The organism is Stenotrophomonas sp. YJH_SMC_82 (assembly GCF_059368875.1).
In genome coordinates, this window is the sequence record NZ_JCAFSE010000002.1 from 792,319 (window position 1) to 817,828 (window position 25,510).

22 protein-coding genes and 1 tRNA gene are annotated in these 25,510 nt (G+C 66.3%); 7 read left to right on the forward strand and 16 right to left on the reverse strand.

What is annotated here, in order from left to right; genetic code table 11:
• Nucleotides 1-78: 78 nt before the first annotated feature.
• From cyoD to cyoA, 4 genes are read right to left on the reverse strand one after another with little or no spacing between them, the layout of a single operon-like run.
• Nucleotides 79-420, reverse strand: a complete 342-nt coding sequence (cyoD, locus tag AC5P53_RS11350) for a cytochrome o ubiquinol oxidase subunit IV (RefSeq protein ID WP_005415725.1) — start codon at nt 418-420, stop codon at nt 79-81.
• Complete coding sequence (gene cyoC / locus AC5P53_RS11355; protein ID WP_014646393.1) at nt 420-1,058, reverse strand: cytochrome o ubiquinol oxidase subunit III; 639 nt, start codon at nt 1,056-1,058, stop codon at nt 420-422. Before cyoC ends, cyoD begins: the two co-directional genes overlap by 1 nt.
• Nucleotides 1,055-3,052, reverse strand: a complete 1,998-nt coding sequence (gene cyoB, locus AC5P53_RS11360; RefSeq protein ID WP_032956371.1) for a cytochrome o ubiquinol oxidase subunit I — start codon at nt 3,050-3,052, stop codon at nt 1,055-1,057. Before cyoB ends, cyoC begins: the two co-directional genes overlap by 4 nt.
• 2 nt (nt 3,053-3,054) lie before the next feature.
• Nucleotides 3,055-4,095, reverse strand: coding sequence for a ubiquinol oxidase subunit II (gene cyoA, locus AC5P53_RS11365; RefSeq protein ID WP_014646391.1), 1,041 nt, complete (start codon nt 4,093-4,095; stop codon nt 3,055-3,057).
• Between the two features lie 355 nt (nt 4,096-4,450).
• Here cyoA and AC5P53_RS11370 point away from each other — a divergent pair, with 355 nt between their 5' ends.
• A complete protein-coding gene (locus tag AC5P53_RS11370; RefSeq protein WP_241886611.1) occupies nt 4,451-5,086 on the forward strand; it encodes a GyrI-like domain-containing protein in 636 nt (211 codons plus the stop codon).
• Nucleotides 5,087-5,099: 13 nt separating this feature from the next.
• Nucleotides 5,100-5,435 carry a hypothetical protein gene (locus AC5P53_RS11375; protein WP_111205798.1) on the forward strand — a complete coding sequence of 112 codons (336 nt, stop codon included), beginning with the start codon at nt 5,100-5,102 and terminating at the stop codon, nt 5,433-5,435.
• A gap of 118 nt (nt 5,436-5,553) precedes the next feature.
• On the opposite strand, the gene AC5P53_RS11380 is transcribed toward AC5P53_RS11375, so the two are convergent.
• The 5 genes from AC5P53_RS11380 to AC5P53_RS11400 form a co-directional block, all read right to left on the reverse strand.
• Nucleotides 5,554-5,988 (reverse strand): putative periplasmic lipoprotein, encoded by a 435-nt coding sequence (locus tag AC5P53_RS11380; RefSeq protein ID WP_111205799.1) that lies wholly within the window; start codon nt 5,986-5,988, stop codon nt 5,554-5,556.
• A gap of 186 nt (nt 5,989-6,174) precedes the next feature.
• A tRNA-Thr gene (locus AC5P53_RS11385) sits at nt 6,175-6,250 on the reverse strand.
• A gap of 35 nt (nt 6,251-6,285) precedes the next feature.
• Nucleotides 6,286-6,528 (reverse strand): hypothetical protein, encoded by a 243-nt coding sequence (locus tag AC5P53_RS11390; protein WP_069117429.1) that lies wholly within the window; start codon nt 6,526-6,528, stop codon nt 6,286-6,288.
• Between the two features lie 52 nt (nt 6,529-6,580).
• Nucleotides 6,581-7,585 (reverse strand): 2-hydroxyacid dehydrogenase, encoded by a 1,005-nt coding sequence (locus AC5P53_RS11395; RefSeq protein WP_241886610.1) that lies wholly within the window; start codon nt 7,583-7,585, stop codon nt 6,581-6,583.
• Nucleotides 7,586-7,682: 97 nt separating this feature from the next.
• On the reverse strand, nt 7,683-10,556 hold the full coding sequence (locus AC5P53_RS11400) for an autotransporter domain-containing protein (RefSeq protein WP_495227372.1): 2,874 nt from the start codon (nt 10,554-10,556) through the stop codon (nt 7,683-7,685).
• Nucleotides 10,557-10,788: 232 nt separating this feature from the next.
• Between AC5P53_RS11400 and AC5P53_RS11405 the strand changes: the two genes are divergently transcribed.
• From AC5P53_RS11405 to AC5P53_RS11425, 5 genes are read left to right on the forward strand one after another with little or no spacing between them, the layout of a single operon-like run.
• Nucleotides 10,789-11,322, forward strand: coding sequence for an RNA polymerase sigma factor (locus tag AC5P53_RS11405; protein WP_075076110.1), 534 nt, complete (start codon nt 10,789-10,791; stop codon nt 11,320-11,322).
• Nucleotides 11,319-12,287, forward strand: a complete 969-nt coding sequence (locus tag AC5P53_RS11410; protein ID WP_014646384.1) for a FecR family protein — start codon at nt 11,319-11,321, stop codon at nt 12,285-12,287. The genes AC5P53_RS11405 and AC5P53_RS11410 overlap by 4 nt, the downstream gene beginning before the upstream one ends.
• Nucleotides 12,288-12,301: 14 nt before the next feature.
• A complete protein-coding gene (locus tag AC5P53_RS11415; protein ID WP_241887011.1) occupies nt 12,302-15,100 on the forward strand; it encodes a TonB-dependent receptor domain-containing protein in 2,799 nt (932 codons plus the stop codon).
• A 45-nt stretch (nt 15,101-15,145) separates the two neighbouring features.
• Complete coding sequence (locus tag AC5P53_RS11420; protein WP_111206922.1) at nt 15,146-16,102, forward strand: hypothetical protein; 957 nt, start codon at nt 15,146-15,148, stop codon at nt 16,100-16,102.
• Nucleotides 16,099-16,806, forward strand: a complete 708-nt coding sequence (locus AC5P53_RS11425; RefSeq protein WP_241886607.1) for a hypothetical protein — start codon at nt 16,099-16,101, stop codon at nt 16,804-16,806. The genes AC5P53_RS11420 and AC5P53_RS11425 overlap by 4 nt, the downstream gene beginning before the upstream one ends.
• A gap of 114 nt (nt 16,807-16,920) precedes the next feature.
• On the opposite strand, the gene AC5P53_RS11430 is transcribed toward AC5P53_RS11425, so the two are convergent.
• The 7 genes from AC5P53_RS11430 to AC5P53_RS11460 all read right to left on the reverse strand — a co-directional run bounded on the left by AC5P53_RS11430 (nt 16,921) and on the right by AC5P53_RS11460 (nt 25,484).
• Nucleotides 16,921-17,427 (reverse strand): hypothetical protein, encoded by a 507-nt coding sequence (locus AC5P53_RS11430; RefSeq protein WP_241886606.1) that lies wholly within the window; start codon nt 17,425-17,427, stop codon nt 16,921-16,923.
• A 23-nt stretch (nt 17,428-17,450) separates the two neighbouring features.
• Nucleotides 17,451-18,128: a lysoplasmalogenase gene (locus tag AC5P53_RS11435; protein ID WP_241886605.1), complete on the reverse strand. Its 678-nt coding sequence runs from the start codon at nt 18,126-18,128 to the stop codon at nt 17,451-17,453.
• Complete coding sequence (locus AC5P53_RS11440) at nt 18,125-20,008, reverse strand: M61 family metallopeptidase (protein ID WP_241886604.1); 1,884 nt, start codon at nt 20,006-20,008, stop codon at nt 18,125-18,127. Before AC5P53_RS11440 ends, AC5P53_RS11435 begins: the two co-directional genes overlap by 4 nt.
• A 198-nt stretch (nt 20,009-20,206) precedes the next feature.
• Complete coding sequence (ispH, locus tag AC5P53_RS11445; RefSeq protein ID WP_005408565.1) at nt 20,207-21,157, reverse strand: 4-hydroxy-3-methylbut-2-enyl diphosphate reductase; 951 nt, start codon at nt 21,155-21,157, stop codon at nt 20,207-20,209.
• Nucleotides 21,158-21,184: 27 nt separating this feature from the next.
• Complete coding sequence (gene lspA, locus AC5P53_RS11450; RefSeq protein ID WP_014646377.1) at nt 21,185-21,709, reverse strand: signal peptidase II; 525 nt, start codon at nt 21,707-21,709, stop codon at nt 21,185-21,187.
• Complete coding sequence (gene ileS, locus AC5P53_RS11455; RefSeq protein ID WP_241886603.1) at nt 21,709-24,540, reverse strand: isoleucine--tRNA ligase; 2,832 nt, start codon at nt 24,538-24,540, stop codon at nt 21,709-21,711. The genes lspA and ileS overlap by 1 nt, the downstream gene beginning before the upstream one ends.
• Nucleotides 24,537-25,484: a bifunctional riboflavin kinase/FAD synthetase gene (locus AC5P53_RS11460; RefSeq protein ID WP_014646375.1), complete on the reverse strand. Its 948-nt coding sequence runs from the start codon at nt 25,482-25,484 to the stop codon at nt 24,537-24,539. The genes ileS and AC5P53_RS11460 overlap by 4 nt, the downstream gene beginning before the upstream one ends.
• Nucleotides 25,485-25,510: the final 26 nt, after the last annotated feature.

The following is a 25,510-nucleotide window of genomic DNA, read 5'->3' on the forward strand; positions in this document are numbered from 1 at the left end:
GTGCACGAAACGCGCAACCACAGCAAACAGAAAGGCCGCCCGAGGGCGGCCTTTCTGCGTGGCAACGTCGCGAGGACGTCAGTGCATCATGTGCACGTTCATGTTGTGCATGACCCACAGGGTGCCGATCACGATGATGCCGATCACCACAACGGTGAAGGCCGCAGCGTTGACGTTCCAGCGGCTTTCCGAAGAGCGGTCCAGATGCAGGAAGAACACCAGGTGGACCAGCATCTGCAGCACCGCGGTGACCGCGATCACCACACCGTTGACGGTGCGCGAGAAATCACCCGACATCACCATCCAGAACGGGATGACGGTCAGCACCACCGCCAGCACGAAGCCGATCAGGTACGACTTCACGCTGCCGTGGCTTTCGCCGCCGGTGCCGTGGTCGTGTGCGTGGTTGTCATGTGCCATTACAGCGCTCCATTGAGGTAGACGACGGAGAACACGCCGATCCAGATCAGGTCCAGGAAGTGCCAGAACAGGCTCAGGCACGCCATGCGGGTCTTGTTGGTCGGGGTCAGGCCGTACTTCTTCAGCTGCACGAACATCACCAGCAGCCACAGCAGGCCGGCGCTGACGTGCAGGCCATGGGTGCCGACCAGGGCGAAGAACGCCGACAGGAAGGCACTGCGGTCCGGACCGTAGCCCTGATGGATCAGGTGCTGGAACTCATAGACTTCCATGCACATGAAGCCAAAGCCCAGCAGCCAGGTAACCGCCAGCCACAGGAACATCTGGCCAACCTGCTTGCGGTGCATGGCGATCATGCCCAGGCCGAAGGTCAGCGACGAGGTCAGCAGCAGCGCGGTTTCCCACGCCACGAACGGCAGTTCGAACAGGTCCTTCGCGGTCGGGCCACCATCGGTACCGCCTGCCAGCACCACGTAGGTGGCGAACAGCGAGGCGAAGATGAGGCAGTCGCTCATCAGGTACACCCAGAAACCGAAGACGGTGTTGCCGCCGGTGTCGTGGTGCTCGTGGTCGTCATGGCCATGGGCCGCCGCGTGCGCGGCGTGCCCGTGGCTCAGGGTCGAGGTATTGGTGCTCATGCCTTCAGCTCCGACTTCACCAGGCCCTGGGCTTCCAGGTGCTTGCGGTGTTCGTTCTCGATGCGTTCCACCTCGGCGGCCGGGACCCAGTAGTCCACGTCCTGGTCGAAGGTGCGGTAGATGAACGTGGCGATCATGCCGACGAAGCCGACGATGGCCAGCCACCAGATGTGCCAGATCATCGCGAAGCCGAACACCAGGCTGAAGGCACCGATGACAACGCCCGTGCCGGTGTTGCGCGGCATGTGGATGTCGGTGTACTTGGCCGGCTTCGGCCAGGCTTCACCGCGCTGCTTGCGCTCCCAGAAATCGTCCAGCTCGGTGACTTCCGGCAGCGTGCCGAAGTTGTAGAAGGCCGGCGGCGAAGAGGTTTCCCACTCCAGCGTACGGGCATCCCACGGGTCGCCGGTCAGGTCGACGGTCTTCTTGCGGTCGCGGATCGAGACGGCCACCTGGATGATCTGGCACAGGATGCCGGCGCCAACGATGAAGGCACCTGCGGCGGCGATCAGCAGCAGCGGCTCATAGGCCGGGTTGACCGTGCTCTGCAGGCGACGGGTCATGCCCATGAAGCCCAGCACGTACATCGGCATGAAGGTCACGTAGAAGCCGATGAACCAGCACCAGAACGCGCACTTGCCCCAGAACTCATTGAGGCGGAAGCCGAACATCTTCGGCCACCAGTAGGTGATGCCGGCGAACATGCCGAACACCACGCCGCCGATGATGACGTTGTGGAAGTGGGCGATCAGGAACAGGCTGTTGTGCAGCACGAAGTCGATGGCCGGGATCGCCAGCATCACGCCGGTCATGCCGCCGATGACGAAGGTGACCATGAAGCCGATGGTCCACAGCACCGGGGTGGTGAAGTGCACGCGGCCGCGGAACATGGTGAACAGCCAGTTGAAGATCTTCACGCCGGTCGGGATCGAGATGATCATCGTCGTGATGCCGAAGAAGGCATTGACGTTGGCACCGGAGCCCATGGTGAAGAAGTGGTGCAGCCACACGATGAACGACAGCACGCCGATGCAGGCGGTGGCGTAGACCATGCCCTTGTAGCCGAACAGCGCCTTGCGCGAGAAGGTCGCGATGACTTCGGAGAACACACCGAACGCCGGCAGGACCAGGATGTACACCTCCGGGTGACCCCAGATCCAGATCAGGTTGATGTACAGCATGGCGTTGCCGCCACCGTCATTGGTGAAGAAGTGCGTACCCAGGTAACGGTCCAGGGTCAGCAGCACCAGGGTGATGGTCAGCACCGGGAAGGCAGCGACGATCAGCACGTTGGTCACCAGGGCGGTCCAGGTGAACACCGGCATCTGCATCAGCTTCATGCTGGGGGTACGCATCTTCAGGATGGTGATGAAGAAGTTGATACCGCTCAGCGTGGTACCCAGGCCTGCGACCTGTAGACCCCAGATGTAGTAGTCCATGCCGACGCTTGGACTGTATTCGATGCCCGACAGTGGCGGGAATGCCAGCCAGCCGGTGGCAGCGAACTCACCGATCCACAGCGACAGCATGATCAGCACCGCACCGGACACGAACAGCCAGAAGCTGAGCGAGTTGACGAACGGGAACGCGACGTCGCGCGCACCGATCTGCAGCGGCACGGCCAGGTTCATCAGGCCGGTGATCAGCGGCATCGCCACGAAGAAGATCATGATCACGCCGTGGGCGGTGAAGATCTGGTCGTAGTGGTGCGGCGGCAGGTAGCCCTCGGAGCCACCGACGGCGATGGCCTGCTGGGTACGCATCATGATGGCGTCGGAGAAACCGCGCAGCAGCATGACGAAGGCGACGATGAGGTACATCACGCCGATCTTCTTGTGATCCACCGAGGTGAACCACTCCTTCCACAGATAGCCCCACAGCTTGAACTTGGTGATCAGGGCGACGACGCCCAGGCCACCAAGAACCGCGCCGATCAACGTCGTCAGGACGATCGGATCGTGGGGGATCGACTCAAGAGAGAGTTTTCCCAACATGTTCATTCTCCCGAACCCGCGTGGCCGGCATGGCCTGCGTGTTCGTGTTCGTTGGCATCCAGGTTTTCACCCGATTCCTTGGAATCATGCGCATCACTGGGGGCATGGCCCTCGTGCGCTTCATGGGTGGCGGCATCGGCAGCGGCGGCACCGGCATGCGAGTGCTTCATGCCGTAATGCTTGTTGTCGCCCATGTGCTTGGCGATGACCCAGTCGAACAGGCCTTCTTCGGTCTTGCCGAAGTAGGTGACCGGATACCACTCGGCGTTGCGTGCTTCACCCAGCGCCTTGAACGAGGCCTTGTCCAGGGTCTGCTCACCGGCGCGGACCTGGTCCAGCCACTGGCGGTATTCGGCATCGGTGACCGAGTAGGCGGTGAAGTGCATCTTGGCGAAGCCCGCGCCGCTGTAGTGCGAGGACATGCCCGGGAATTCGCCGGTCTCGTTGGCGATCAGGTGGAGCTTGGTCTCCATCGCAGCCATCGAGTAGATCATGCTGCCCAGGTGCGGGATGAAGAATGCATTCATCACCGAATCGGACGTGATCTTGAAGTTCAGCGGCGTGTTGACCGGGAACTTGATTTCGTTGACGACCGCCACCTTCTCTTCCGGATAGATGAACAGCCACTTCCAGTCCAGCGAGATCGCCTCGATGGTGACCGGCTTGACGTCCGAATCCAGCGGACGATACGGGTCCAGTGCGTGCGACGAACGCCAGGTCAGGACCGCCAGCACCAGCACGATCATGCAGGGAATGGACCACACCACCACCTCGATCGCCGTCGAGTGGGACCACTTCGGCTCGTAACGGGCCTTGGTGTTGGAGGCGCGATACTTCCACGCGAACGTCAGGGTCATGATGATGACCGGGATGACGACCAGCAGCATGAGCACGGTGGCCGTGATCAGCAGGGTCTTCTCATCCTGGCCGATCTGGCCCTTCGGACTGAGGATGGCCACCGCATCGCAACCGGTGAGCATCACCAGCAACGACAGCAGCAGGCCCGGGCGCAACCAGCGCCCAAGGGTTTTCAACGGAATCATCGGTCGATCCAATTGCGAGGGAATGCCGTTCCCCGTCCCTGCCTGTTCCGGCCAAAAGCCGGTCCCACCGGTCCGGAAGACAGGCAGGGAGGTGGGGTCGAGTCAGCCTTTCAATTTTAGGCCGTCACCCACCATTTAAGAAAGGCATTGACATTGATCGAGCGCAGGAAAGGCCCGATTCTGGCTGCGACACGTTGTCGCACCGCGCAGGTGTGACGGGCCCATGACCCAGGACTGCGTGCCGGCCCCGCGCGCTCGTGGGGCCATTCGCCCTCGTTCGGCAAAGTCACCTGAACCGGTTCAGCGTACTGGCGGGTGCCTGGCGTGGGATGCTCTGCACAGGAGGAAGCCCCCGATGGACAAGATCGACTTCAAGAAGCGCGACCGGGCGCTCTATCAACCGCCCGCCGGCAGGTTCGTACCGGTCGATGTGCCGCCCCTGCCCTACGTGATGGTCGATGGTCACGGCGACCCGAACACGGCCCCCGCCTACCTGCAGGCCGTGCAGTGGCTGTATTCGGTGAGCTATGCATTGAAGTTCGCGCTGAAGGCCGAAGGGCGCGACTACGTGGTGCCACCGCTGGAGGCGCTGTGGCGCGCCGAGGACCCGGCCAGCTTCATCGCGCGACGCAAGGATAAGTGGGCCTGGACCGTGATGATCCGCACGCCTGAGGATATCCGGCCTGCGCAGTGGCAAGCGGCGATCAGCAAGGCGCGCGCGAAACTGGGGGATGCGCCGCCCAGCCTCCGCCATGAAATCCTTGCCGAGGGCCCCAGCCTGCAGACCTTGCACGTGGGCGCCTACGACGACGAAGGCCCCGTCCTGGCGCATCTGCATGACGAAGTGATGCCCGCACTGGGTTACACCTTCGCCGGCCCCCATCATGAGATCTACCTGAGCGACCCGCGCAGGACCGACGCGGCACGGTTGAAAACCGTGCTGCGGCAGCCGGTGCGGCCGATCGGGCCTGATGAGGATTCCGGCACATGACACAAGGAATGCCATGCACCTGATCAACCGACTGCTGCACTGGACCACCCTGCCCGCCGGGCGCCGCCTGATGGCCGTGCTGGGTGCCGCGCTGGTGATCGTGCTGGCCTGCAATCCGGATCTGCTGCCGTTGTTGCCGGTGGTGGATGCGCTGGGGCTGGACGTGCTGATGCTGCTGCTGGGTGCGCAGGTGGTGGCGGTCCTGCCTTGGGTGCGGGAGCGGGCCGGGCGCGGAATCAGAGTGCTCGCACGCCTGCTGATCGGTGCATCGGCGGGAGCAGCGGGTGGCTATCTCCGGCAGCTGGCGTGGTGGCTGGCACAGGATGCGGTGGTCGCTGGACGCAAATGAAGGCGCGTTTCGATCGGTGACGTTGCCGACCAACCCTGTTCCTTGGGCAGAAACAGAAAGCCCCCGCGAGGGCCGGGGCGTTCTGTTGATGGACCTGCTCGCCTTACGTGGAGCGCGCCTAGAACGCGGTCGGACCGATCTGAATCACGCCATCATGGGCCAACGCGAGACGGATCTTGGTTCTGCCACCCGCCGTGACCATTTGGGAAATCTCTCGCCTATGCGCCGATTCATCCCCCCACGAACAGAGACCTTTGCCTGCGAAACTTGCGCTGACAATGCGATTCCCGGCGGGAACAGGCAGCGAGACAGACTCTCCCCGCTGCAGATGGGCTGCCAGGGTGCCGTCGATATACAGTGCAATCGGGCACGCCCCACCAACCGCGCCAACGTCGCGCGTAACAATTACCTGTCCGGAAGCAGTGTCACCGATCCCATTGAAGGCGAAAACCCGCTCGGCGGGCACCGGTTGCGCCTGTTCGGAGCTGATCTGGCGGGTTGCACAGCCGGCAAGAACGACGCACGCAATCAGACTCAGCACGATCTTCTTCATGAGATCCGCCGTTTATTGAAACTGTGTTGCCCGGTCCAGCGCCGCAAGCAATACACCTTGGCAATGTTAACCCCGACCAAGCAGGTACATGCCCGCGGTTCCATCGGACGCTGGCGCGGGCCCTGGGCCGGCGCCAGCACAGCCCAAACAAAAAGCCCCGACCAAAGGCCGGGGCTTTTCTACAACTGGTGCCGGAAACAGGAGTCGAACCTGCGACCTACGCATTACGAATGCGCCGCTCTACCAACTGAGCTATTCCGGCCTAGCAGGGAATTGTAGGGGGTGGCGATCAGCAGGTCAATCGAGGTCAGCCTGCTGGCGCTCCCCCTGCCTGCCCCTGGCGCGGCGGATCGACTGCACGGTCAGCACCCCGAAAAACACGCAGAACAACGAAAGCCCGACCAGGGCGACGTCGTGCATGCCGCCCAGCTGTCCGCTGGTGGCCCGGCTCCACAGGTAACGCGTCGCCAGCAGGATGATCAGCAGCGCGACCGCCAGATTGATCCACTTCATGATGGCCCTGAACGTCGTCTGGGTCATGGATGTATTACTCCCTCTGCAGGCATCGTCGGTGGCCTACCTGGCCGCATTATCAGCCAGTACCCACCGCATTGACGCAGGCGCGCCCCGCGGCGAAATCGCGCAGGTTCCCCAACGTGATCGCCGAGATCTCCTGCAGCGCCTCCATGGTGAAGAAGCCCTGGTGGCCGGTCACCAGCACGTTGGGGAAGGTCATCAGGCGTTGGAAGGCCTCGTCGTCGATGATCTCGCCGGAAAGGTCCTGGAAGAACAGCGCGCTTTCCTGCTCGTAGACGTCGATGGCCAGATGACCCAGCCGCCGCGATTTCAGCGCGCGGATCACCGCATGGGTATCCACCAGCGCGCCGCGCGAGGTGTTGACCAGCATCGCGCCGGTCTTCATCCGCGCCAGCGAGGCGTCGTTGATCAGGTGCTGGGTATCGGGCGTCAGCGGGCAATGCAGCGATACGATGTCGGCCCGCGCCAGCAGTTCATCCAGACCAACCCTGTCGCCCACGCCGGCGAAGGCCGGCGATGGATACGGGTCGTGCCCCAGCACGGTGCAGCCCATGCCATGGAAGATGCGCGCGGTGGCCAGGCCGATCTTGCCGGTGCCGACGATGCCGACCGTGCGCCCATGCAGGGTGCGCCCGAGCAGGCCATCGAGCATGAAGTTGCCCTCGCGCACGCGGTTGTAGGCGCGATGGGTCTGCCGGTTGAGCGTCATCACCAGCGCCAGCGCGTGCTCGGCCACGGCTTCGGGGGAATAGGCCGGCACCCGTGCGACGAACAGGTCCAGCGCTTTCGCGGCGGCCAGGTCCACATTGTTGAAGCCGGCACAGCGCAGCAGTACGGCGCGTACGCCCAGCGCATGCAGCGCGTGCAGTACCGGCGCGTCGAGGCGGTCATTGACGAACACGCAGACGGCGGCGCAGTCCTGTGCCAACGCAGCGGTATGCACGTCCAGCGCGGCATCGAAATACACGAATGCAAAGCCCTGCCCGGCCGCATCGCGCTGGTTGGCCTCGTCGAGGAAACGACGATCGTAGGGGCGGGCACTGAAGACGGCGATCTGCATGACGGGGCCTGGCTGGATTTCCCTGCCGACCATACCGCAGCACCTGCCCTGATGGGATGGCCCCGGCGATACGCATATCGCCGGGGCCGGGTACCGCTTAGAACCGGTAGCCCAGGCCCAGCATCACGCCGTTCCGGATCTGCCCGTCGCGGCGCTCACCCACGTAGTCGGCCATGATCGACAGGCGCTCGCTGGCGCGACTGGTCACGCCCACGTTCCAGGCCAGTACCTGCTCGCCCACGGCCTGGCTGCTGGCACCAAACACCAGGTCCGGGGCCGCAGCAAAACCGGTGCTATAGCGCGCCTGCGAGTCGCCCAGCTCCTTCTGCCAGACCACGCGGGCACGCGGGGTGATGCGCTCGCCGTTGTTGCCCTCGAAGGTCTTGAACAGCTGCAGGCCGGCACCCACGCGGATGCTCTCCAGGCTGCCGCTGCGTCCTGCCAGCGCACCAGCGCCCTGCCCTTCGTTGAAGCGGGTGGCCGAGGTCCGCGCGTAATCCACCACCGGCAGCAGCGGCTGGATCACCAGTCCCTTGCCGGTGGTGAAGGAGAACGCATGCTCCACCCGCGCCGAGATCGCGTCGTTGCTGTATCGGGCACGCAGCGGCTGTTGCAGGCCATCGATGGCCGAAAGGCTGCGGCGGGTATCGTGGCGCAGGTCGGTGTAGCGCACGGCCGCCGACAGGTAGCCACGCGAATAGGTCGCATCCAGGTAGCCGCCCACATCCAGCGCGCGCACGTCGCCACTGAAACCGGAGCCATCGCTGGCCTTGGTCGACATGTCCGCGGCGGCCACGCTGACGCCGAGGGTGACGCGGTCATCGGCCACGTGCGTGTCGGCACCGACCACGATGCCGCCGATGTTATGGCTCAGGCCGGCCACGCCACCGTCGGCGTCGATGCGGCCATGGCTGGCGAAACCGCGCGCCCACAGGCCACGGCTGCCACCCGCCGCGCGGCTGTCGCCAGCAGCCCCGCCGGCCGGCTCGACCAGATGCATGGCCAGCTGGTTGAACAGGCTGCCATGGCGCATGCCCGGCTGCGCCGACACCGACTGCGCCGCCTGCGAGGCCAGGCCATCGGCATCGCCGCCACTGCGCATCGCTGCCTGGTGCTGCTGCACCACGTTGCCGATGCTGCCCAGCAGTGCATTGTCGGCCAGGCGCAGGCTGGCATGTGCATCACCGCGCAGGGCGCCGGCCTGCTGTGCGATCACATCGCGGTCGGTGAACTGCAGCGCGCCGAGCAGCGACTTCAGGCCGCTGTCCTGGCGATCCGATGCGGCTGCCAGCGCGCGCCCCAGTCCATCGCCGGAGGTGCCGTTGGCAAACAGGCCCAGCTGATCGAAGCCCGGGTTGGCGGTCAGCCACAGCCCGTCGGTCGTCTGGTTGACGTTGAAGCTGAGCAGCGAATTGTGGCGCGGGCGGAATACTTCGCCCGCGGTGATGCTGGCGCTGTAGCCGGTGTCGCCCAGTCGCACGGCATCCTGGAAACCGCCTTGGTAGATCGGCCCTTCCACCAGATCGCGGCGGTAGGTGCCGGCATAGAAGCCCTGGGCGACGTTCAACGCCAGGTGTGCGCCCTGCGCGATCACCAGCGCCCCCTCTTCGGCACCGCCATCGTAGAAGCTGCCGACACGCAGGCGGCCACTGCCGGTGCCACCGGCCTCGGTAACATCGAACAGCACCTGCCCGCCGGGCATGATGTTGACGTAGCCGTGGGTCACCAGATCACCGCCACGCGGCATCAGCGTGCCGAACACGCGCAGGCGGTTGAAGCCGTCTTCGCGCCAGGACGGGCCGGTGCCATCCAGCAAGGCATCGCTGTCGGTGCCGACCGATGCGATATCACCGTGGCCAACCACGATGCTGCCCGGCATCACCCGCAGCTCGGGGGTGCGCAGCGCGCCGCCCTCCAGCGCGATGGTGCCGTTGTCGACCAGCATGAAATCGGCGCCGGTGGTTTCGGCGGTGCGCCAGGTGGCGCCATTGCTGACACGGATCACGCCCGCCGAACTTGCCAGGGTGGAGGCATCCAGATCGGCCAGCCGCAACTGGCCGCGCAGCTCATCCTGGAGGTCGGGGTCGGCAAGCAGCTGCTGCAGCGACTGCGTGCCGATGCCGTTCGGCCCCCGCGTGGAGACGTTGTACAGGCTCACCGCGTAGTTGATGTAGGTGCTGGCCCAGTCGGTGTTCCAGCGCGCGAAATCGTCGTCGACGAAGGCCTGCAACTGGCGCGCGGTGCGCAGGTAGCCCGGATTGATGTCGCCGCTGACGTTGCTGGTCACATGCAGGGTGTCGCCCGGATCGCGATAGCCTGCCGTGTTGATGATGTTGTTGCCGCGGATGTCCTGGCCCGGGAACGACTCCAGCTTGCTGCCGCTGCCATCCGGATCGAAGGTGACCGATGTACCCGTGGTGCGCGCCGGGTCGCGGAACACCAGCAGGCCATTGGGCCGCACCACCTCATACATGGCCTTGTGCAGCAGGCCGGCATCCATGCCGCCGCCATAGTTGCCGGTGTAGATCTGGGTCATGCGCGGCGACGGTGCGTAGGTGATCCTGCCACCACTGCTGGCGGCATGGATCTGCACCGAATCGACCAGCGGCAGGTCGCCGCCGAGATAACGGTTGACGCCGCCGGACTGCATGATCGAGCAGGACGAAATGCAGTGGCCGGACACGATCGTGTCCAGGCCCTGGGTGCGGATCACCGCCTGCAGCCACTCGCCGGCGATCAGCGCGCCACCGTTGGACGTGCGCAGCACGACTTCGCGGATCGGGCGTCCTTCGGCCTGCGCCTTGGCCAGCAGCGCGGGCAGCGCCACCACATCGGCAACGGTTACGCCGCCGCTGAGGAAGACGCGATCGTCCTGCACGTGATAATTCATTGCCATGACGTCATCAACCGCCGCCATGGCGGTGATGCCCAGCAACGCTGCCAGGGCCAGGCTCAACTTCGAATGCTTCATGTGTTCTCTCTCTCCACCCGCAACGCACGGGTCGAAAGTTCAACGTCCGGACGGTGCGCCCTCCCCCAGTGCAGCGCCCCTCGAAACATGAACGCATTCACAATGGATTCGTGGGCCACGCACACTCTTCCCCATCCGGTCATCGTCGCGTAAAACTCGAAGACGTACCCGCCACCGACGTCCGAGGCCAGCCCTGTCCGCCCCCTCTCCTCTGATCCATCGCGCGCCGGACCTGTCCGCGCCGGCGGACGCGTTCATTGCGTTCGTGCGGGAGGAACGCGCGCCGTTGTGTGCGTTCCTGCGCACGCGCGGTGTCGGGCCGGAGGATGCGGAGGACATCGCGCAGGACTGCATGGAGCGGTTGATCCGCTATCGCGCGCACAGTGCCGACGAGCTGCGGCTGCTGCTGTATCGTATCGCCCGCAACCGCCTGGCAGACCGCGGCCGTTCGTCGCAGTCGCGGCCGCATCTTTCCCTCGCCGAACATGATGGCGGCAACGAGCCTTCCAGCACGTCGCCCGATCCATTGCGCCAGGCCGAGTCCGGGCAGATGCTGTCCCTGCTGCGGCAGGCCCTGTTCAAGCTGCCCGAGCGCGCGCGCGAGGTGTACCTGCTCAACCGGATCACCGGCATGAGCTATACGCAGATCGCGCGGCACTGTGGAATTACTGCCAAGACCGTGGAAAAACACATCGCCCGCGCACTGCAGGGCCTGCGCCAGGAACTCGGAACGGATCCGCTGCACAACGACAGGGACAACGGATGAGTCACGCCAGGCCCAGGGAAGATACGCAGCTGTTCGAACGCGCCAGCGCCTGGGTGGCGCGGCTGGAGGCTCCGGACTGTACGCCGGGCGAGCGCGAGACGTTCGAGGACTGGTTGGCCGAGGACCCGGCCCATGTCACTGCCTGGATCCAGGCCGAGACCCTGTTCCAGCAGGGCGAGGAACTGGCCGCCGACCCGTGGCTGCGCACCGCCGCGGCACGTGCGGCACGGCCGGCGCCGCGTCGCTGGCTGCCGGCAGTGGCCGCTGCCGCAGGCGTCTGCCTGGCCATCGGGATCGGCTGGATGATTGCCGTCGACGGCAACCCCACGCCGCTGCGCTACGCCAACGATTCCCACCAGCCCCGGCTGCAGACGCTTGCCGATGGCAGCGTGGCCACGCTGGATGCGGGCACCACCCTGCACGCCCGTTTCGGTTGGCGCCATCGCAACCTGGTGCTGGAACGTGGCCGCCTGCAGCTGCAGGTCGCACCGTCGGGCAAGGCCCTGCAGCTACGCGCCGGCGACAGCACCATCCGCGACATCGGCACCACCTTCCAGGTGGAACGCCTGCATGATGGCCTGGTCGAAGTCGCACTGCTGGAAGGTGCGGTGGAAGTCAGCAGCGGGGGCACCCAGCACACCCTGGCGCCCGGCCAGCAACTGCAGGTACTGCCGTCGGGCCGCATCCAGCCCGGTCCGGCACTGTCGTCCAATGCCGCTGCTGAAGGCTGGCTGCAGGGACAGCTGGTGTTCGATGCCACACCGCTGTCGATCGTGGTCGAACGCATGAACCGCTACGGCCACACGCCGCTGGTGATCGCCGATCCGGAGATCGCCAGCCTGGCGGTAAGCGGTACCTTCCGTGCCGGCGACGCGCAGGAACTGCTGTCGGCACTGGAACTGGGCTGGTCGGTGGCTGGCCAGACGCGACCGGATGGCGCGCTGGAACTGCGCCGCACGTACTGAGGAGGCCTGCGGTGATGGCAGTACCGGGCGCGCTGCAGGGGGGGCTGCTGCTCCGCACCCTGTTCTGCCTCGCGTTGGGCATCCCCGCGCTGCCGTCTGCCGCTGCGGCCGAGCAAGCGGGCACCCTGGAGGTCGATGTTGGCTCAGGCCCGCTGGCGCCGGCCCTGCAGCAATGGGCGCGACAGAGCGGCATTGCCCTGCTGTTCGATGCGCGTGAGCTGGATGGCCTGCGCACGGCCGGCACTCATGGCCACCGCGATGCGGCCGCGGCCCTGAAGGAACTGGTCGCGGGCATGCCGGTGAACATCCTGCGTACGCCCGCTGGCGGATTCGTCGTACGCCGTACCCACCCCGCGCTCCCATCGCGACCTTCGGTCGCGGCACGCGCCACGCCCGCAGCACCTTCGCCACACAAATCCGCCGACGCGCCGCCGCAGGTGGAACTGGCGCCGATCCATGTCACCGGCAGCCGGCTGCCGCGCACCTCCGTGCAGACCACGCTGCCGGTCACCATCATCGACCGCGATGACATCCTGCGCAGCGGCTACGGCAGCCTGTTCGACCTGCTGCGGCACTTGCCGGGCATGAACGGCCACCCGGCGATGAGCACCTCGCGCAGTGGCGATTCGCAGTACCTGCCGGTGGGTGCGGCCACCACCACCAGCCTGGACGGCATGGGCCCGCGTGCGACCCTGTTCCTGGTCAATGGCCGGCGCCTGCCACGCTATCCCATGGTGTCGCTGGAACAGGGTGGGCTCACCGATCTTGGGGGAATTCCGCTCAGCTTCGTCGAACGCATCGAGCTGGTACGTGGCGGCGCCTCGGCCATCTATGGTGCCGACGCGATGTCCGGCGTGGTCAACATCATCCTGCGCGACCAGGCTGACGGCCCGGAAGCCATGCTGCAGACCGGCCTGAGCGGGCGCGGCGACGCTGGCCAGTATCGCGTGCAGGCGGCCACCGGCGGCGTGCGCGACGGAGGGGACCGCTGGTTCGCCGGCATCGACCTGCACCGCATCGACCACGTGGCCGGTGATCGCCGCCAATGGCATGCGGAAACCTCGCAGTACCTGATCGGCGCGTTCCGCGATGGACGCTACTGGCCGGCAGAACGCTGCGAAGGCCCATTGACGCGGCGCGATGGTGCCTGCTGGTTCGACAGCGCCCGACCACGCTCGCTGCAACCGGCCTCGGATACCGCCTCGGCCTACCTGCGCTACCGGCATGAGCGCGGCGAAGGTCGCTATGCCTACGCCGAGGCGCGGGCCAGCCACAACCGGCAACGCTTCGACCTTGGTCCAACCGCCGTTGCCATCGGCCTGTACGGGTTCACCTTCAACAGCGTGCTGCGCGAAGCCGGCAACGTGCGTCCGCATGTACGTGCCACCGACGCCGACGTCACCTTCGGCATTGGCCGCGACCAGGGCCGGCGCAGCTGGGATGCCGGCATCAGCGCACAACGCAGCGATGTCAGCCTGTCCACGTCGGGCACCGTGCGCGCCGAGCCCCTGCTGCGGGTCGCCGAGACACTGGATTTCCTGCCCGGCTTCACCTCGTTGCCGGCGGGCGCGGCCGAGCAGTTGTTCCCGTCGATCCGCAACCGCGGGCGCACCGAGCAGTGGCAGGGCTGGTGGGGCATGCAGCGGGAGCTGATGCCATTGGCCGGCGGTGCTGCACAGCTGGCCACCGGCATCGACCTGCGCCAGGAGCGCTGGACCTCGCATCCCGACGCCCTGCTGAGCCAGGGTGACCTGGCGCTGGGCCTGCCGCAGGAGCAGCGCCACCTGGCGCGCCGCAGTGGCGGCGCCTACGCCGAACTCGGCCTGCCCCTGGCGCACACGCTGCGCATGGACCTGGCCGCACGCTGGGACCGCGATGGCGACTACCAGGCCTTTTCACCCCGTGTTGGCCTGCGCTGGAGCCCCACGCCCCGGTGGTCCTTCCTGCTTGCCAGCGGGCGCGGCTACCGTGCGCCCAGCCTGTTCGAGCAGCGGCGCCCCCCGGGCTATTTCGGTGCGATCGAGCTGCCGGCCTCCAGCGCCCTGCCCGACTGCGCGCAGAGCAGCGGCAACGGGCGCTGCAGCGTCACCGTGGACGTGGTGGAGAACGATGCGTTGAAGGCCGAGCGGTCGCGCAGCCATTCCCTGGCCGCGACCTGGACGCCGACCGATACGTTCTCGCTGTCACTCACCCACAACATCGTCGAACTGCGCAACGAGATCCTGGCCCTGCAACCGGCCGACGCGGTGTGGAACCCCGGCACCTGGGAGCTGGACGAGGACGGCCACCTGAGCAACCTGCGCCTGTCCTTCGACAACATCGGCCGCACCACCTCGCGCAACTTTGTACTGCGCGGGGAGTACCACATCGATACCGGCAGCACCGGCCAGTGGCTGTTCTCGCTCGATGCGCTGAAGCAGCAGGAACTGCGCCGCGAACGTGGCCATGATGCAACGGTGGACCTGCGCGGCCATGTCACGCCGACGATGGCCGCCGTGCTGAACGTGCAGTGGCAGAACAGCAACTGGGACATCGCCCTGCGCGGCAACCAGGTGGGGCGCACGCGCGCCTGGCTGCCCGGTGCGGCATGCCCGGAGGAACAGCGCGAGCAGAACCACTGCATGAACCCCCGGCAGCTGCGCTGGAACCTGCATCTCGCACGACGCCTGGGGCCGCGCGTGGTCGCCGCGCTGGACGTGCACAACGTGCTCGACACGCAACCGGTGAACTATCTGGTTGGCAACGGTGGCCAGATGCCGGGGCTCGACGATCCGCTCGGCCGCTACTTCCTGCTGACCCTGCAGATCCGCTGAGCGTAGTACCCTACGCGCCCTGTTCCATCGGTTCCCCACCACCCCATGAAGGCCTATCTCTGGTTCTGGGGCGCGTTCCTGCTGTTCTTCGCGTTGCCCTTCCCCTGCATCCTCTATGTCGGCACGTCGTGGCCGGTGCAACTGGCCGACCGCAGCGCGCCATGGCTGGCCCTGCTGCTGCTCGCGCTGTCGGTGATCCTGTGGCTGGCCCTGCTGCTCGCCTTCCTGCACTACCTGCTGCTGGGCCCGCCGCGCGCGCTGCATCGGGTGCGCACCATCCTGGCCGGCGGTGAGCCGCGCGACGCGTTGATCGAACAGGCCGAGCCGACCGGCGTGCACGTGCGCGGCTTCGCGCAGTGGAAGCTGCAACTGGGCTTCCAGAACCTGTCCGGCACGCCCATCAACGAACAGATGCTGGTGGTGGACAGCAAGCCGCAGCTGCAGCGTTTCGTGGCCGGCAAGCGTATCGAGGTACGCCTGAGCCGGATGCCGGGCGCGTTCCCCAACGTGGTGCTGGAGGGGGCGCAGCCCGAACTGGATGTCGCCAGCCTCTGGCGTCGTGGTGTCGGCGCAGCGATCGGCATCGTGGCGGTGGCCAGTGCCTATGTGGCCGCCTATCGGCTGCAGAGTGAGGGGCTGGGCTGGACCTTCCTGTCGCTCGGTCATCCGCTGCTGGTGTGCCCGCTGGTGTTGTGCGGCTACGCGCTGGGCCTGCGCCTGCTCGGCCGGCTGCTGCAGGCCGACGCCCGCGGTGACGCGCTGAAGTATCGCGGCATCGGCGTGGATGCGAAGGTGCTGAAGCTGCGCCAGACCGGCACCTATCTCAACGAGCAGCCGCAGGTGGAGTTCCAGCTGGAATACATCGACCGCGAAGGTGGCGTGCAGCAGGTGAGCGTGCGCCGCTTCATCCCGTTGATCGAGCTGGCCAATCTTCCGCGCGAGCGGGTCACGCTGTTGTACGACCCGGAAGATCGCCGCAACGTTCGCCTGGAGGGTGTATGAAGCAGCCGCCCTCGACCCGGCTGGTGTTCTCCGTGGTGTTGCTGGTGCTGGCCGGCGTCGCCGTGGCAGGCGGAGCCCTGCAGACGCTGGGCGAAACACTGGGCCATTCGGTGCAGGCCGACAGCGCAAGCGCGCCGATCGCCATGCCGCCAGCGCGCGAGAGGCCCGCTTCGCTCGCGCCGATGACCGAGCCGCGGTTGCCGCCGGTGCCCGAACGCAACAACCGGTTGTTCGATGCGGACTACCTGCTGGCCGCCCGCCAGGCACTGGAACAGATGCCTGCGCTGGCCGGGCACCGGCTGGCGGTGTTCCACAGCATCCACTTCTACGACGACGGCCGCATCAACCTGGACCTGGTCGATCCGCAGCAGCCGACCCGCGTCGACAGCTACCACTTCGAGCGTGGTCAATGGCGCAAGGGCAATCCAGTGAACCCACAACAGTTCGCCCCTACCATCAGCCTGCAGCGCAGCAGCACGCCTCTGGCCAACATCGATTTCGATGCCGTGCCACGCGTGGCCAAAGCACTGCAGGAACAGCGCAATGCGCTGCAGAACCCTGCATCCGAAGTCGGCCATGTCTACGTGATCGTGCGCAAAGCTGGCAAACTGGCATGGCTGCCGGACGAAGTGGCCGGTGATCGCGAATCAGTGCGCCTGCAGTTCGATGAACAGGGCACCCTGCGCGGCGTTAGTCGCCGGTAGACAGCGCGATCCAGTCCAGCCCCAGCAGCCGGTACTCCAGCAGGTAGAGCAAGCATTTTTTGCTGGCCAGAAGACTGGAACTAGCGGGCAGCCAATGCGGATGCCCTCAATGGATCACAACTCCCAGTACTTGGAACCTTGGGCTTCATGCAGCCGGGATAGGAAGCCTGCAAGCGAGTCCGATGCTTCATGCCAGTCTTTTCGCTCGTCCAAAGGCAGGCAGACCAGCACCGAACCAAAGGCGTTCATAACCAGTAGATCTGAGTCGCCGTAGAAGCGGCCAAATACGACATCGCCGCTCCGGAAATCCAACGGACGCGAACCAGCGAGAAAGGCCGTCTGAACGTGTGCATCCTCGACGCTGAGCATCTCCATGCCCCATTGACCAAATTGCTCGTCCTTGAACAATTCCGCCGAAGCGTACCTGTCCCAGAATGCGAGCAACTGCGCTGAACAGCCCTGGAATCGTCGGTCTGTTGGTACCGCAGCACTGCGTTGTACAAAGGAAGATCGAAGCAGGAAAGGACACTCCCCATGCTGATGCATGGCGACCCGGGGCCGCGACCACTCCGCCCGTATGGCATCGATAACTGCAGCCAGCGCGTTGATTTCCCTATCCATCAGAAAATCATAACGAGGCCAGGCTACCGATGGCCAGGCACAACCGAGCGGGCGATGGCGTACTGCGCGCCGTAGTAGGTGGACAGCACCAGCAGGCTGGCCAGTGGCAGGCCGCCGGCGAAGCGGTCCCAGGCCAGCAGCGAGTCGCTGGCGACGAACAGCAGCGCACCGGCGGCCGCCCAGCGGGAGCTGCTGGCATCCATTGCATCGGTGTGCGGTCGCCGCCACTGGCGTGCGAGCGCCAGGACCGCCATCGAGGCCAGCACCACCACGTATGCCAGCACCGGAATGCGCATCGGTGCGGGCAGGTGCGGCCACAGACCAAGTACATTCAGTACAGCGAACGCGCCGAGCAGGACGCTGGCGGCAAGCAGGCCACGTCCGGCACGCAGGCCATCGCGGAAGGCGACGATGTAGCAGAGGTGCGCCAGCAGGAACGCGACCAGCCCCGGCACGAACGCATCCACCGGCAACATCAGCGCGATATCCCCCACGCACGACAGCAGCATGCCAGCCAGCACCGCGCGTCGGTAGAACGGCTGCGCTGGATCATGCACGCGCCAGGCGATGGCAGCGATCAGCAGCGTGGTGGTCGGCTTGGCCAGCCAGTGCAGCCAGCGCCCGTCGCCGTGCAGGAACGCACCGAGAATGGCGAGGATCGCCATCAACAGGATCACGCCATCGCGGGCGCGCGGTTTCATCGTGCCTTCCACAGGTCCGCAAGGCGGTCAGGCTTGCCGGCGATACGCTCCAGCACCGGGTACTGCAGGCCACCGTGGTAGGCGATGTTCATCGTTTCGATGCGGTCGAACTGCTTCACCAGCAGTACGATCGGCGCCTTGTCCTTCGCCGCCGCAGCTACCGCATCCTTCAAGCGCTGGCTGCTGTACTCGCGCCCGCCAACGGCAATCACCTTCATGCCCGGCGCCAGGCCGGCATTGAACGCCGGGCTGTCCCAGATCACGTCGCCGACCACGCCGCTGTCGAGCACGGTCGCACCCAGCGAGTACGCCAGCAATGCCGCCTTGGCGCGTTTTTCCTGCGCCTTGTAGGCATCGTTCGGCGTATCGCGGTAGACCAGCTTCCAGCCCGCCAGTTCCAGGCCGCCGGTCAACGAACCGTGGCCGTCCAGGCGCCCGCGCAGGAACGTCGCCCAGTCATACGGCGCGATGCCGTTCAAGGTCACGACCACGTCGTTGAAGGTGTACGGGTTGACGTCCCAGTCGCCGTTGCCGACGCCGAAGAACGCACGTGCGAAGTCATCCAGGCTGCGCCGGTTGCCGCTCAGTTCGCGCAGCTTGCCCTCCACTTCCAGCCACAGCATCTGGCCGCCGGAGTAGTAGTCCTCGCTCATCTGATAGTTGCGGTAAGGCAGCGTGCGGCGCTGCGCGATGGTCGGGTCATTGGTGGTGTCCTGCAGCGGCCGCCAGGCCAGGCCCGGCCGACCACGGTCATAGGTCGCGGCCACGTTGGCCAGCATGTCGCGCGCCTGCGCGGTCGACCACAGCCCTGAACGCGCCGCCAGCACCTGGCCCCAGAACTGGGTCTGGCCTTCGTAGACCCACAGCAGACTATCGCCCATCGGCGTGTTGAAGTTGGCGGTGGCCAGATCGGCGCCGCGACGGTACTTGCCATTCCAGGAATGGGTGTACTCGTGCGGCAGCAGATCGCGCATCCACGCGTTGTTGTCCCACTCGGTGAAGTAGCCCGGGTCGGCGCTGTTCTCACTGGAACGGTGATGCTCCAGGCCGATGCCGCCGAGGCGGTCCGTCAATGCCAGCAGGAACTCATAGTGGTTGTAGTGCCGCGCGCCGTAGAGCTTGTCGGCCTGCTGCACCAGCGCGCGGTGCATCGTGATCTGCGCCTCGCTCGGCTTCAGCGATTTGGCGTCGTCGGCAAACACGTTGAGGTGCACCGGCACCTTCGCGCCCGGATCGAGATCGATGCGCTGGTAGTGCTCGCCGGCAAACAAGGGCGAATCGACCAGATGGTCATAGGAGATCGGCTTGAACACCACGGTGTCACCGTCGCGGCGCGCGGTCTCCAATGCAGTGGCGAACGACCAGCCCTTGGGCAGGGTCACGCTGGCCTGCGCCTGCAGCTGGCGCGCGTCGATGCCGGCCGGATACAGCGAGTTGGCGTTCCACTGCAGGTTGAGCATTTCCGGGGTCATCACCACCCGGCCCTGGCTGCCGCCCTGCGAGGACAGGAAATCGAAGTGGGCGACGATCTCGCTCACGCCCTCCGGCACGTCCACCTTGAACGCATAGACGTTGTACTGGTCACGCTGCCAGGCCAGCGGCTTGCCGTTGGCGGTCACGCGCAGGCCGGCCAGCTTGTCGATCGGGCCGGTGGGCGAATGGTTGCCGGGAATCCACTGCGGGTACAGCAGGGTCATCGGGCCGGGCGTGGCCGGCACGGTGGCGGTCACCTTGAAGATGCGCCGGGCCAGATCGCGCGCGTCCACATCGATGCGCAGCAGTCCTGGGGCTGCCGCGTTGGCCGGTGGCGAGGTCTGCGCAAGTGCAGGCGTGGCCGCCAGCGCGAACAGCAACGACATCGCCAGGGCTCGGGTCTTCATCAGGCAGTTTCCAACAACGGGGAATCCTCCGATGCTAGGCCTGTGCGATGGCCGGCCCCATGGCCAAAGGTCATGGGCGGTGCGCCCACCCGGCCATGCCAAAGGCGTGCGAACCAAGGTTCGCACCCACCAGATCAGTTTCGGTTCGCACCCACACCGGGTAGTGGCGGGCCGTACCCTGCAGACGTCCTTCCGCGCTCAGTCGACCAGGCGCAGGCGCAGTTCCTTCGGCAGCGCGAACACCATCGATTCCGGTTCGCCGTCCAGCTCGCCCACGCCGGTGGCGCCCAGCTCGGCCAGGCGCGCCAGCACGCCATCGACCAGCACCTGCGGCGCCGAGGCGCCGGCGGTCACGCCGATGTGCTGCTTGCCTGCCACCCATGCCGGGTCGATCTCGTGCGCACCATCGATCAGGTACGACTCCACGCCTTCGCGGCGGGCCAGCTCGCTCAGACGGTTGGAGTTGGAGCTGTTCGGCGAACCGACCACCAGCACCAGGTCGCAGCGCTTGGCCAGGTCGCGCACAGCATCCTGGCGGTTCTGCGTGGCGTAGCAGATGTCGTCGTTCTTCGGGCCCTGCATCGCAGGGAACCGCTCGCGCAGCGCATCGATGATGCCGCGCGTGTCATCCACCGACAGCGTGGTCTGGGTGGTGTAGGCGAAGTTTTCCGGCTGGTTGATCTGCAGCGTCGCGACCTGCTCGACATCCTCGACCAGGTAGATCTGCCCGGTCCCGGCTTCGCGGTTCCACTGGCCCATGGTGCCTTCCACCTCCGGGTGACCGGCGTGGCCGATCAGCACCACGTCACGGCCGGCACGGCAGTGGCGCGCGACCTCGAAGTGGACCTTGGTCACCAGCGGGCAGGTGGCGTCGAACACCTTCAGGCCACGGCGCTCGGCTTCCTGGCGCACGGCCTGGGACACGCCATGCGCGCTGAAGATCACGGTGTTGTTGTCCGGAACCTCGTCGAGTTCCTCGACGAAGATCGCGCCGCGCTGCTTCAGGTCGTCGACCACGAAGCGGTTGTGCACCACTTCATGGCGGACATAGATGGGCGCGCCCAGCGTTTCGATCGCGCGCTTGACGATCTCGATCGCACGATCGACACCGGCACAGAAACCACGCGGGTTGGCGAGCAGCACATCCATCAGTTCAGTCTCCCGGCGGCAGCCGGCTTACGGTTTCGGGTTGGCATTATCCGCCTTTTTGGCGGACTTGCCGTCGAACAGGCCAAACAGCGCGATGCCGATGGCACCCACCACGATGGCCGAGTCGGCGATGTTGAACGAGGGCCAGGTGTAGCTGCCCACGTACCACTGGATGAAGTCGACCACGTGGCCGTGCACCTGGCGGTCGATCACGTTGCCGATGGCGCCGCCGATGATCAGCGCATACGGCACCGCGGCCTTCCAGTTGCCGCGGGCGGTGCCGCGCAGCCACCAGGCCATCAGCCCGCTGATGGCGATCGCCAGCGCGGTGAAGAAGTACTTCTGCCAGCCACCGGCGTCGCTCAGGAAACTGAATGCCGCGCCGGTGTTGTAGGTGCGGTACCAGTTCCAGAAGCCGTCGATGACCACCACCGGCTGGAACTCCGGCAGGCTGGACAGCACCCAGGCCTTGGACCACTGGTCCAGGCCGATGATGGCCACCGACAGCAGCAGCCAGACCAGGGCGTTCGGATGCGGACGGGGCGCGGCCATCAGAACCAGCTCCGCACTTCGCCGGCGCCGGTCACGTTGCTCACGCAACGGCCGCACAGCTCGGGATGGTCGGCGTTGCTGCCGACGTCGGCGCGGTGGTGCCAGCAGCGCACGCACTTGGCCTTGGTGGTCGGCTGGGCGCTGACGAACACCTCGTCGGTGGTCGCCGGGCGCACCTGCACGTCGCCACTGATGAACAGGAAACGCAGTTCATCGGCCAGCGGCTGCCAGCGCGCGGCCTGTTCTTCGCTGGCGGCGATGGTGATCTCCGCTTCCAGCGCCGCACCGATCGCACCGTTGGCGCGCATCGGCTCGAGCACCTTGGCCACCTGCTCGCGCACGGCCAGCAGCTGGTCGAAGTCGGCGGCATTGAGCTGGGCATCGGCCGGCAACGGCGCCAGGCCGTCATACCAGGTGGTGAACAGCACGTGGCCGGCGCGTTCACCCGGCAGGTAGCCCCACAGCTCGTCGGCGGTGAAGGTCAGGATCGGCGCCACCCAGCGGGTGAACGCTTCGGCGATGTGGTACATCGCGCTCTGGGCCGAACGGCGACCGTGCGAATCGGTCGGCATGGTGTACAGCCGGTCCTTGGTCACGTCCAGGTACAGCGAGCCCAGGTCCACGCTGCAGAAGTTCAGCAGCAGCTGCACGATCTCGGCCATGTTGTAGCCGTCGTAGGCCGCCTTGATCTTCTCCTGCAGCTCCCACGCGCGATGCACGATCCAGCGGTCCAGCGCGACCATCTGCTCGAGCGGCTGCAGGTGCAGCGCCGGGTCGAAACCGTCCAGGTTGCCGAGCAGGAAGCGCGCGGTGTTGCGCAGGCGGCGGTAGGCGTCGGCGTTGCGCTTGAGGATCTCCTGCGACAGCGACATCTCGTTGCTGTAGTCGGCCGAGGCGATCCACAGGCGCAGGATGTCCGCGCCCAGCTTGTTCATGATGTCCTGCGGCTCGATACCGTTGCCCAGCGACTTGGACATCTTGCGGCCGTGCTCGTCCACGGTGAAGCCGTGGGTCAGGCACTGCTTGTACGGGGCGCGCTTGTCGATCGCCACGCCGGTCAGCAGCGAGGACTGGAACCAGCCGCGGTGCTGGTCGGACCCTTCCAGGTACAGGTCGGCCGGCTTGCCGAAGCCACGCGCGGCGAGAACGCCTTCATGGGTCACGCCCGAATCGAACCAGACGTCGAGGATGTCGGTGACCTTCTCGTAGTCGGCCGCGTCGGCACCGAGCAGTTCGGCGGCGTCCAGCGAATACCACACGTCGATGCCCTCGGCTTCGACGCGGTCGGCGACCTGCTGCATCAGCTCCACCGAACGCGGATGGATCTCGCCGGTCTGGCGGTGGGTGAACATTGCGATCGGCACGCCCCAGGTGCGCTGGCGCGAGATGGTCCAGTCCGGGCGACCGTCGACCATGCTCTGGATGCGCGCCTTGCCCCAGGTCGGGAACCAGCCGACGGTGTCGATGGCGGCCAGCGCATCGTTGCGCAGGTTGGCCTTGTCCATCGAGATGAACCACTGCGGGGTGGCGCGGAACACCACCGGCGTCTTGTGGCGCCAGCAGTGCGGGTAGCTGTGGCGGATCGGATGGAACGCCAGCAGCGAACCGTTGTCGCGCAGCACGCCGACGATGGCCTCCTGCGCCTTCCACAGGTGCTGGCCCGCCAGCACCACGTCACCGGCCGGCGGGGTCGATTCCAGGTACACGCCGCGGCCGTCGATCGGAGTGACCTGGCCAGCGTTGTACTTGTCCAGCAGGCCGTACTTCTGGCTGACCACGAAGTCTTCCTGGCCGTGGCCGGGGGCGGTGTGCACCGCACCGGTACCGTCCTCGTCGGAGACGTGGTCGCCATTGAGCACCAGGATCTCGCGCTCCGGGTAGAACGGATGCGCCAGCAGCTGGTTTTCCAGCGCAGCGCCGGTGGTTTCACCATGCAGCACCACTTCGTCCACGCCATAGCGCTGCAGCGCGCGCTCGGCCAGGGCCGCGGCCAGCACCAGCCAGCGGCGCTTGCCGTTGTGGGCCGGGCCTTCGGCCAGCACATAGTTGATCTCCGCGCCCAGCGACACCGCCAGCGAGGCCGGCAGCGTCCACGGCGTGGTGGTCCAGATCGGTACGGCCACTTCGACGTCGACCGGCACGCTCACGCCGAACGCCTGGCCGATGGCCTGCGCATCGCGTGCAGCGTAGGCGACGTCGATCGCCGGCGATTCCTTTTCCTGGTACTCGATCTCGGCCTCGGCCAGCGCCGAGCCACAGTCGAAGCACCAGTACACCGGCTTGGCGCCGCGGACCAGGTGGCCGTTGGCCACGACCTTGGCCAGCGCGCGGATCTCGTTGGCTTCGAAATCGAAGCTCAGGGTCTTGTACGGGTTGTCCCAGTCACCGGTCACGCCCAGGCGCTTGAAGTCCACGCGCTGGATGTTGATCTGCTCTTCGGCGAACTCGCGGCACTTCTGGCGGAATTCGACGGCGTCAAGCTTGGTGCCGACCTTGCCCCACTTCTTCTCGACCGCGATCTCGATCGGCAGGCCATGGCAGTCCCAGCCCGGCACGTAGGGCGCATCGAAGCCGGCCAGGTAGCGCGACTTGACGATGATGTCCTTCAGGATCTTGTTGACCGCGTGGCCCAGGTGGATGCGGCCGTTGGCGTATGGCGGGCCGTCATGCAGCACGAACAGCGGGCGGCCGGTGGCGTTGTCGCGCAGCTGCTGGTAGAGCCCCTGCTCTTCCCACCGCGCCAGAATGCCCGGCTCGCGCTTGGGCAGGTCGCCGCGCATCGGGAATTCGGTGGCTGGCAGGTTCAGGGTGGTCTTGTAGTCCTGGCTCACGCAGTGGCTCGCAATCTATGTTCGGAAAGGATGGCGCGCGCCTGTTCGGCGTCGCGGTGCATCTGGTCGGTCAGCGCCGCCAGATCATTGAATTTCTCTTCGTCGCGCAGCTTGGCGACGAACTCCACGTCGATGTGGCGGCCGTACAGGTCGCCCTGGAAATCGAACAGGTGGGCTTCCAGCAGCGGCTCCACGCCCTCCACCGTCGGCCGCGTACCGAAGCTGGACACCGAAGGCCAGGGCTGGTCGAACACGCCGTGCACCCAGGTCGCGTAGATGCCCGACAGTGCCGGGGTCTTCGGGAAGCGCAGGTTGGCGGTGGGGAAGCCCAGCGTACGGCCGAGCTGGCGCCCGCGCACCACCCGCCCGCTGATCGCGTAGGGGCGGCCGAGCAGGTCGTTGGCGCGGGCGAAATCGCCCTCCTGCAGCAGCTGGCGGATGCGGGTGCTGGAGATGCGCTCGCCATGCAGGTCCACCGCTTCGATCTCGCCCGCGGTGAAGCCGAGTTCGGCGCCCATCTCCTGCAGCAGTGCCAGATCACCGCGGCGGCGGTTGCCGAAGCAGAACTCGGGCCCGATCCACACTTCGCGGGCGCCCAGCCGGTGCACCAGCAACCGGCGCACGAAGGTCTCGGCCGGCATCGCCGCCATCGCCGCGTCGAAACGCAGCAGGCCGATCGCATCGACGCCGAGCTCGCGCAGGATCTCGACCTTGCTGCGCGCCAGGGTCAGCCGCGGCGGCGGCGTGCCCTGGGCGAAGAATTCACGCGGCAGCGGCTCGAATGCCACGGCCACTGCGGCCACGCCCAAGGCGCGCGCGCGGGCAACCGCGTGGCGGACCAGCGCACGATGGCCCAGGTGGAGGCCGTCGAATGCACCGATACAGACCACGCTTCCGTTGGGGAACAGCTCCCCGCCCTCGACGCTTCTGAACAGCCTGCTCATCAACTCTCGTTCCGGCCCGACCGGGG

Coding starts and splice junctions, on each gene's coding strand:
- cyoD (WP_005415725.1), bottom strand. CDS start 420: ATGGCACATGACAACCACGCACACGACCACGGCACCGGCGGCGAAAGC.
- cyoC (WP_014646393.1), bottom strand. CDS start 1,058: ATGAGCACCAATACCTCGACCCTGAGCCACGGGCACGCCGCGCACGCG.
- cyoB (WP_032956371.1), bottom strand. CDS start 3,052: ATGTTGGGAAAACTCTCTCTTGAGTCGATCCCCCACGATCCGATCGTC.
- cyoA (WP_014646391.1), bottom strand. CDS start 4,095: ATGATTCCGTTGAAAACCCTTGGGCGCTGGTTGCGCCCGGGCCTGCTG.
- AC5P53_RS11370 (WP_241886611.1), top strand. CDS start 4,451: ATGGACAAGATCGACTTCAAGAAGCGCGACCGGGCGCTCTATCAACCG.
- AC5P53_RS11375 (WP_111205798.1), top strand. CDS start 5,100: ATGCACCTGATCAACCGACTGCTGCACTGGACCACCCTGCCCGCCGGG.
- AC5P53_RS11380 (WP_111205799.1), bottom strand. CDS start 5,988: ATGAAGAAGATCGTGCTGAGTCTGATTGCGTGCGTCGTTCTTGCCGGC.
- AC5P53_RS11390 (WP_069117429.1), bottom strand. CDS start 6,528: ATGACCCAGACGACGTTCAGGGCCATCATGAAGTGGATCAATCTGGCG.
- AC5P53_RS11395 (WP_241886610.1), bottom strand. CDS start 7,585: ATGCAGATCGCCGTCTTCAGTGCCCGCCCCTACGATCGTCGTTTCCTC.
- AC5P53_RS11400 (WP_495227372.1), bottom strand. CDS start 10,556: ATGAAGCATTCGAAGTTGAGCCTGGCCCTGGCAGCGTTGCTGGGCATC.
- AC5P53_RS11410 (WP_014646384.1), top strand. CDS start 11,319: ATGAGTCACGCCAGGCCCAGGGAAGATACGCAGCTGTTCGAACGCGCC.
- AC5P53_RS11415 (WP_241887011.1), top strand. CDS start 12,302: ATGGCAGTACCGGGCGCGCTGCAGGGGGGGCTGCTGCTCCGCACCCTG.
- AC5P53_RS11420 (WP_111206922.1), top strand. CDS start 15,146: ATGAAGGCCTATCTCTGGTTCTGGGGCGCGTTCCTGCTGTTCTTCGCG.
- AC5P53_RS11425 (WP_241886607.1), top strand. CDS start 16,099: ATGAAGCAGCCGCCCTCGACCCGGCTGGTGTTCTCCGTGGTGTTGCTG.
- AC5P53_RS11430 (WP_241886606.1), bottom strand. CDS start 17,427: ATGGATAGGGAAATCAACGCGCTGGCTGCAGTTATCGATGCCATACGG.
- AC5P53_RS11435 (WP_241886605.1), bottom strand. CDS start 18,128: ATGAAACCGCGCGCCCGCGATGGCGTGATCCTGTTGATGGCGATCCTC.
- AC5P53_RS11440 (WP_241886604.1), bottom strand. CDS start 20,008: ATGAAGACCCGAGCCCTGGCGATGTCGTTGCTGTTCGCGCTGGCGGCC.
- ispH (WP_005408565.1), bottom strand. CDS start 21,157: ATGGATGTGCTGCTCGCCAACCCGCGTGGTTTCTGTGCCGGTGTCGAT.
- lspA (WP_014646377.1), bottom strand. CDS start 21,709: ATGGCCGCGCCCCGTCCGCATCCGAACGCCCTGGTCTGGCTGCTGCTG.
- AC5P53_RS11460 (WP_014646375.1), bottom strand. CDS start 25,484: ATGAGCAGGCTGTTCAGAAGCGTCGAGGGCGGGGAGCTGTTCCCCAAC.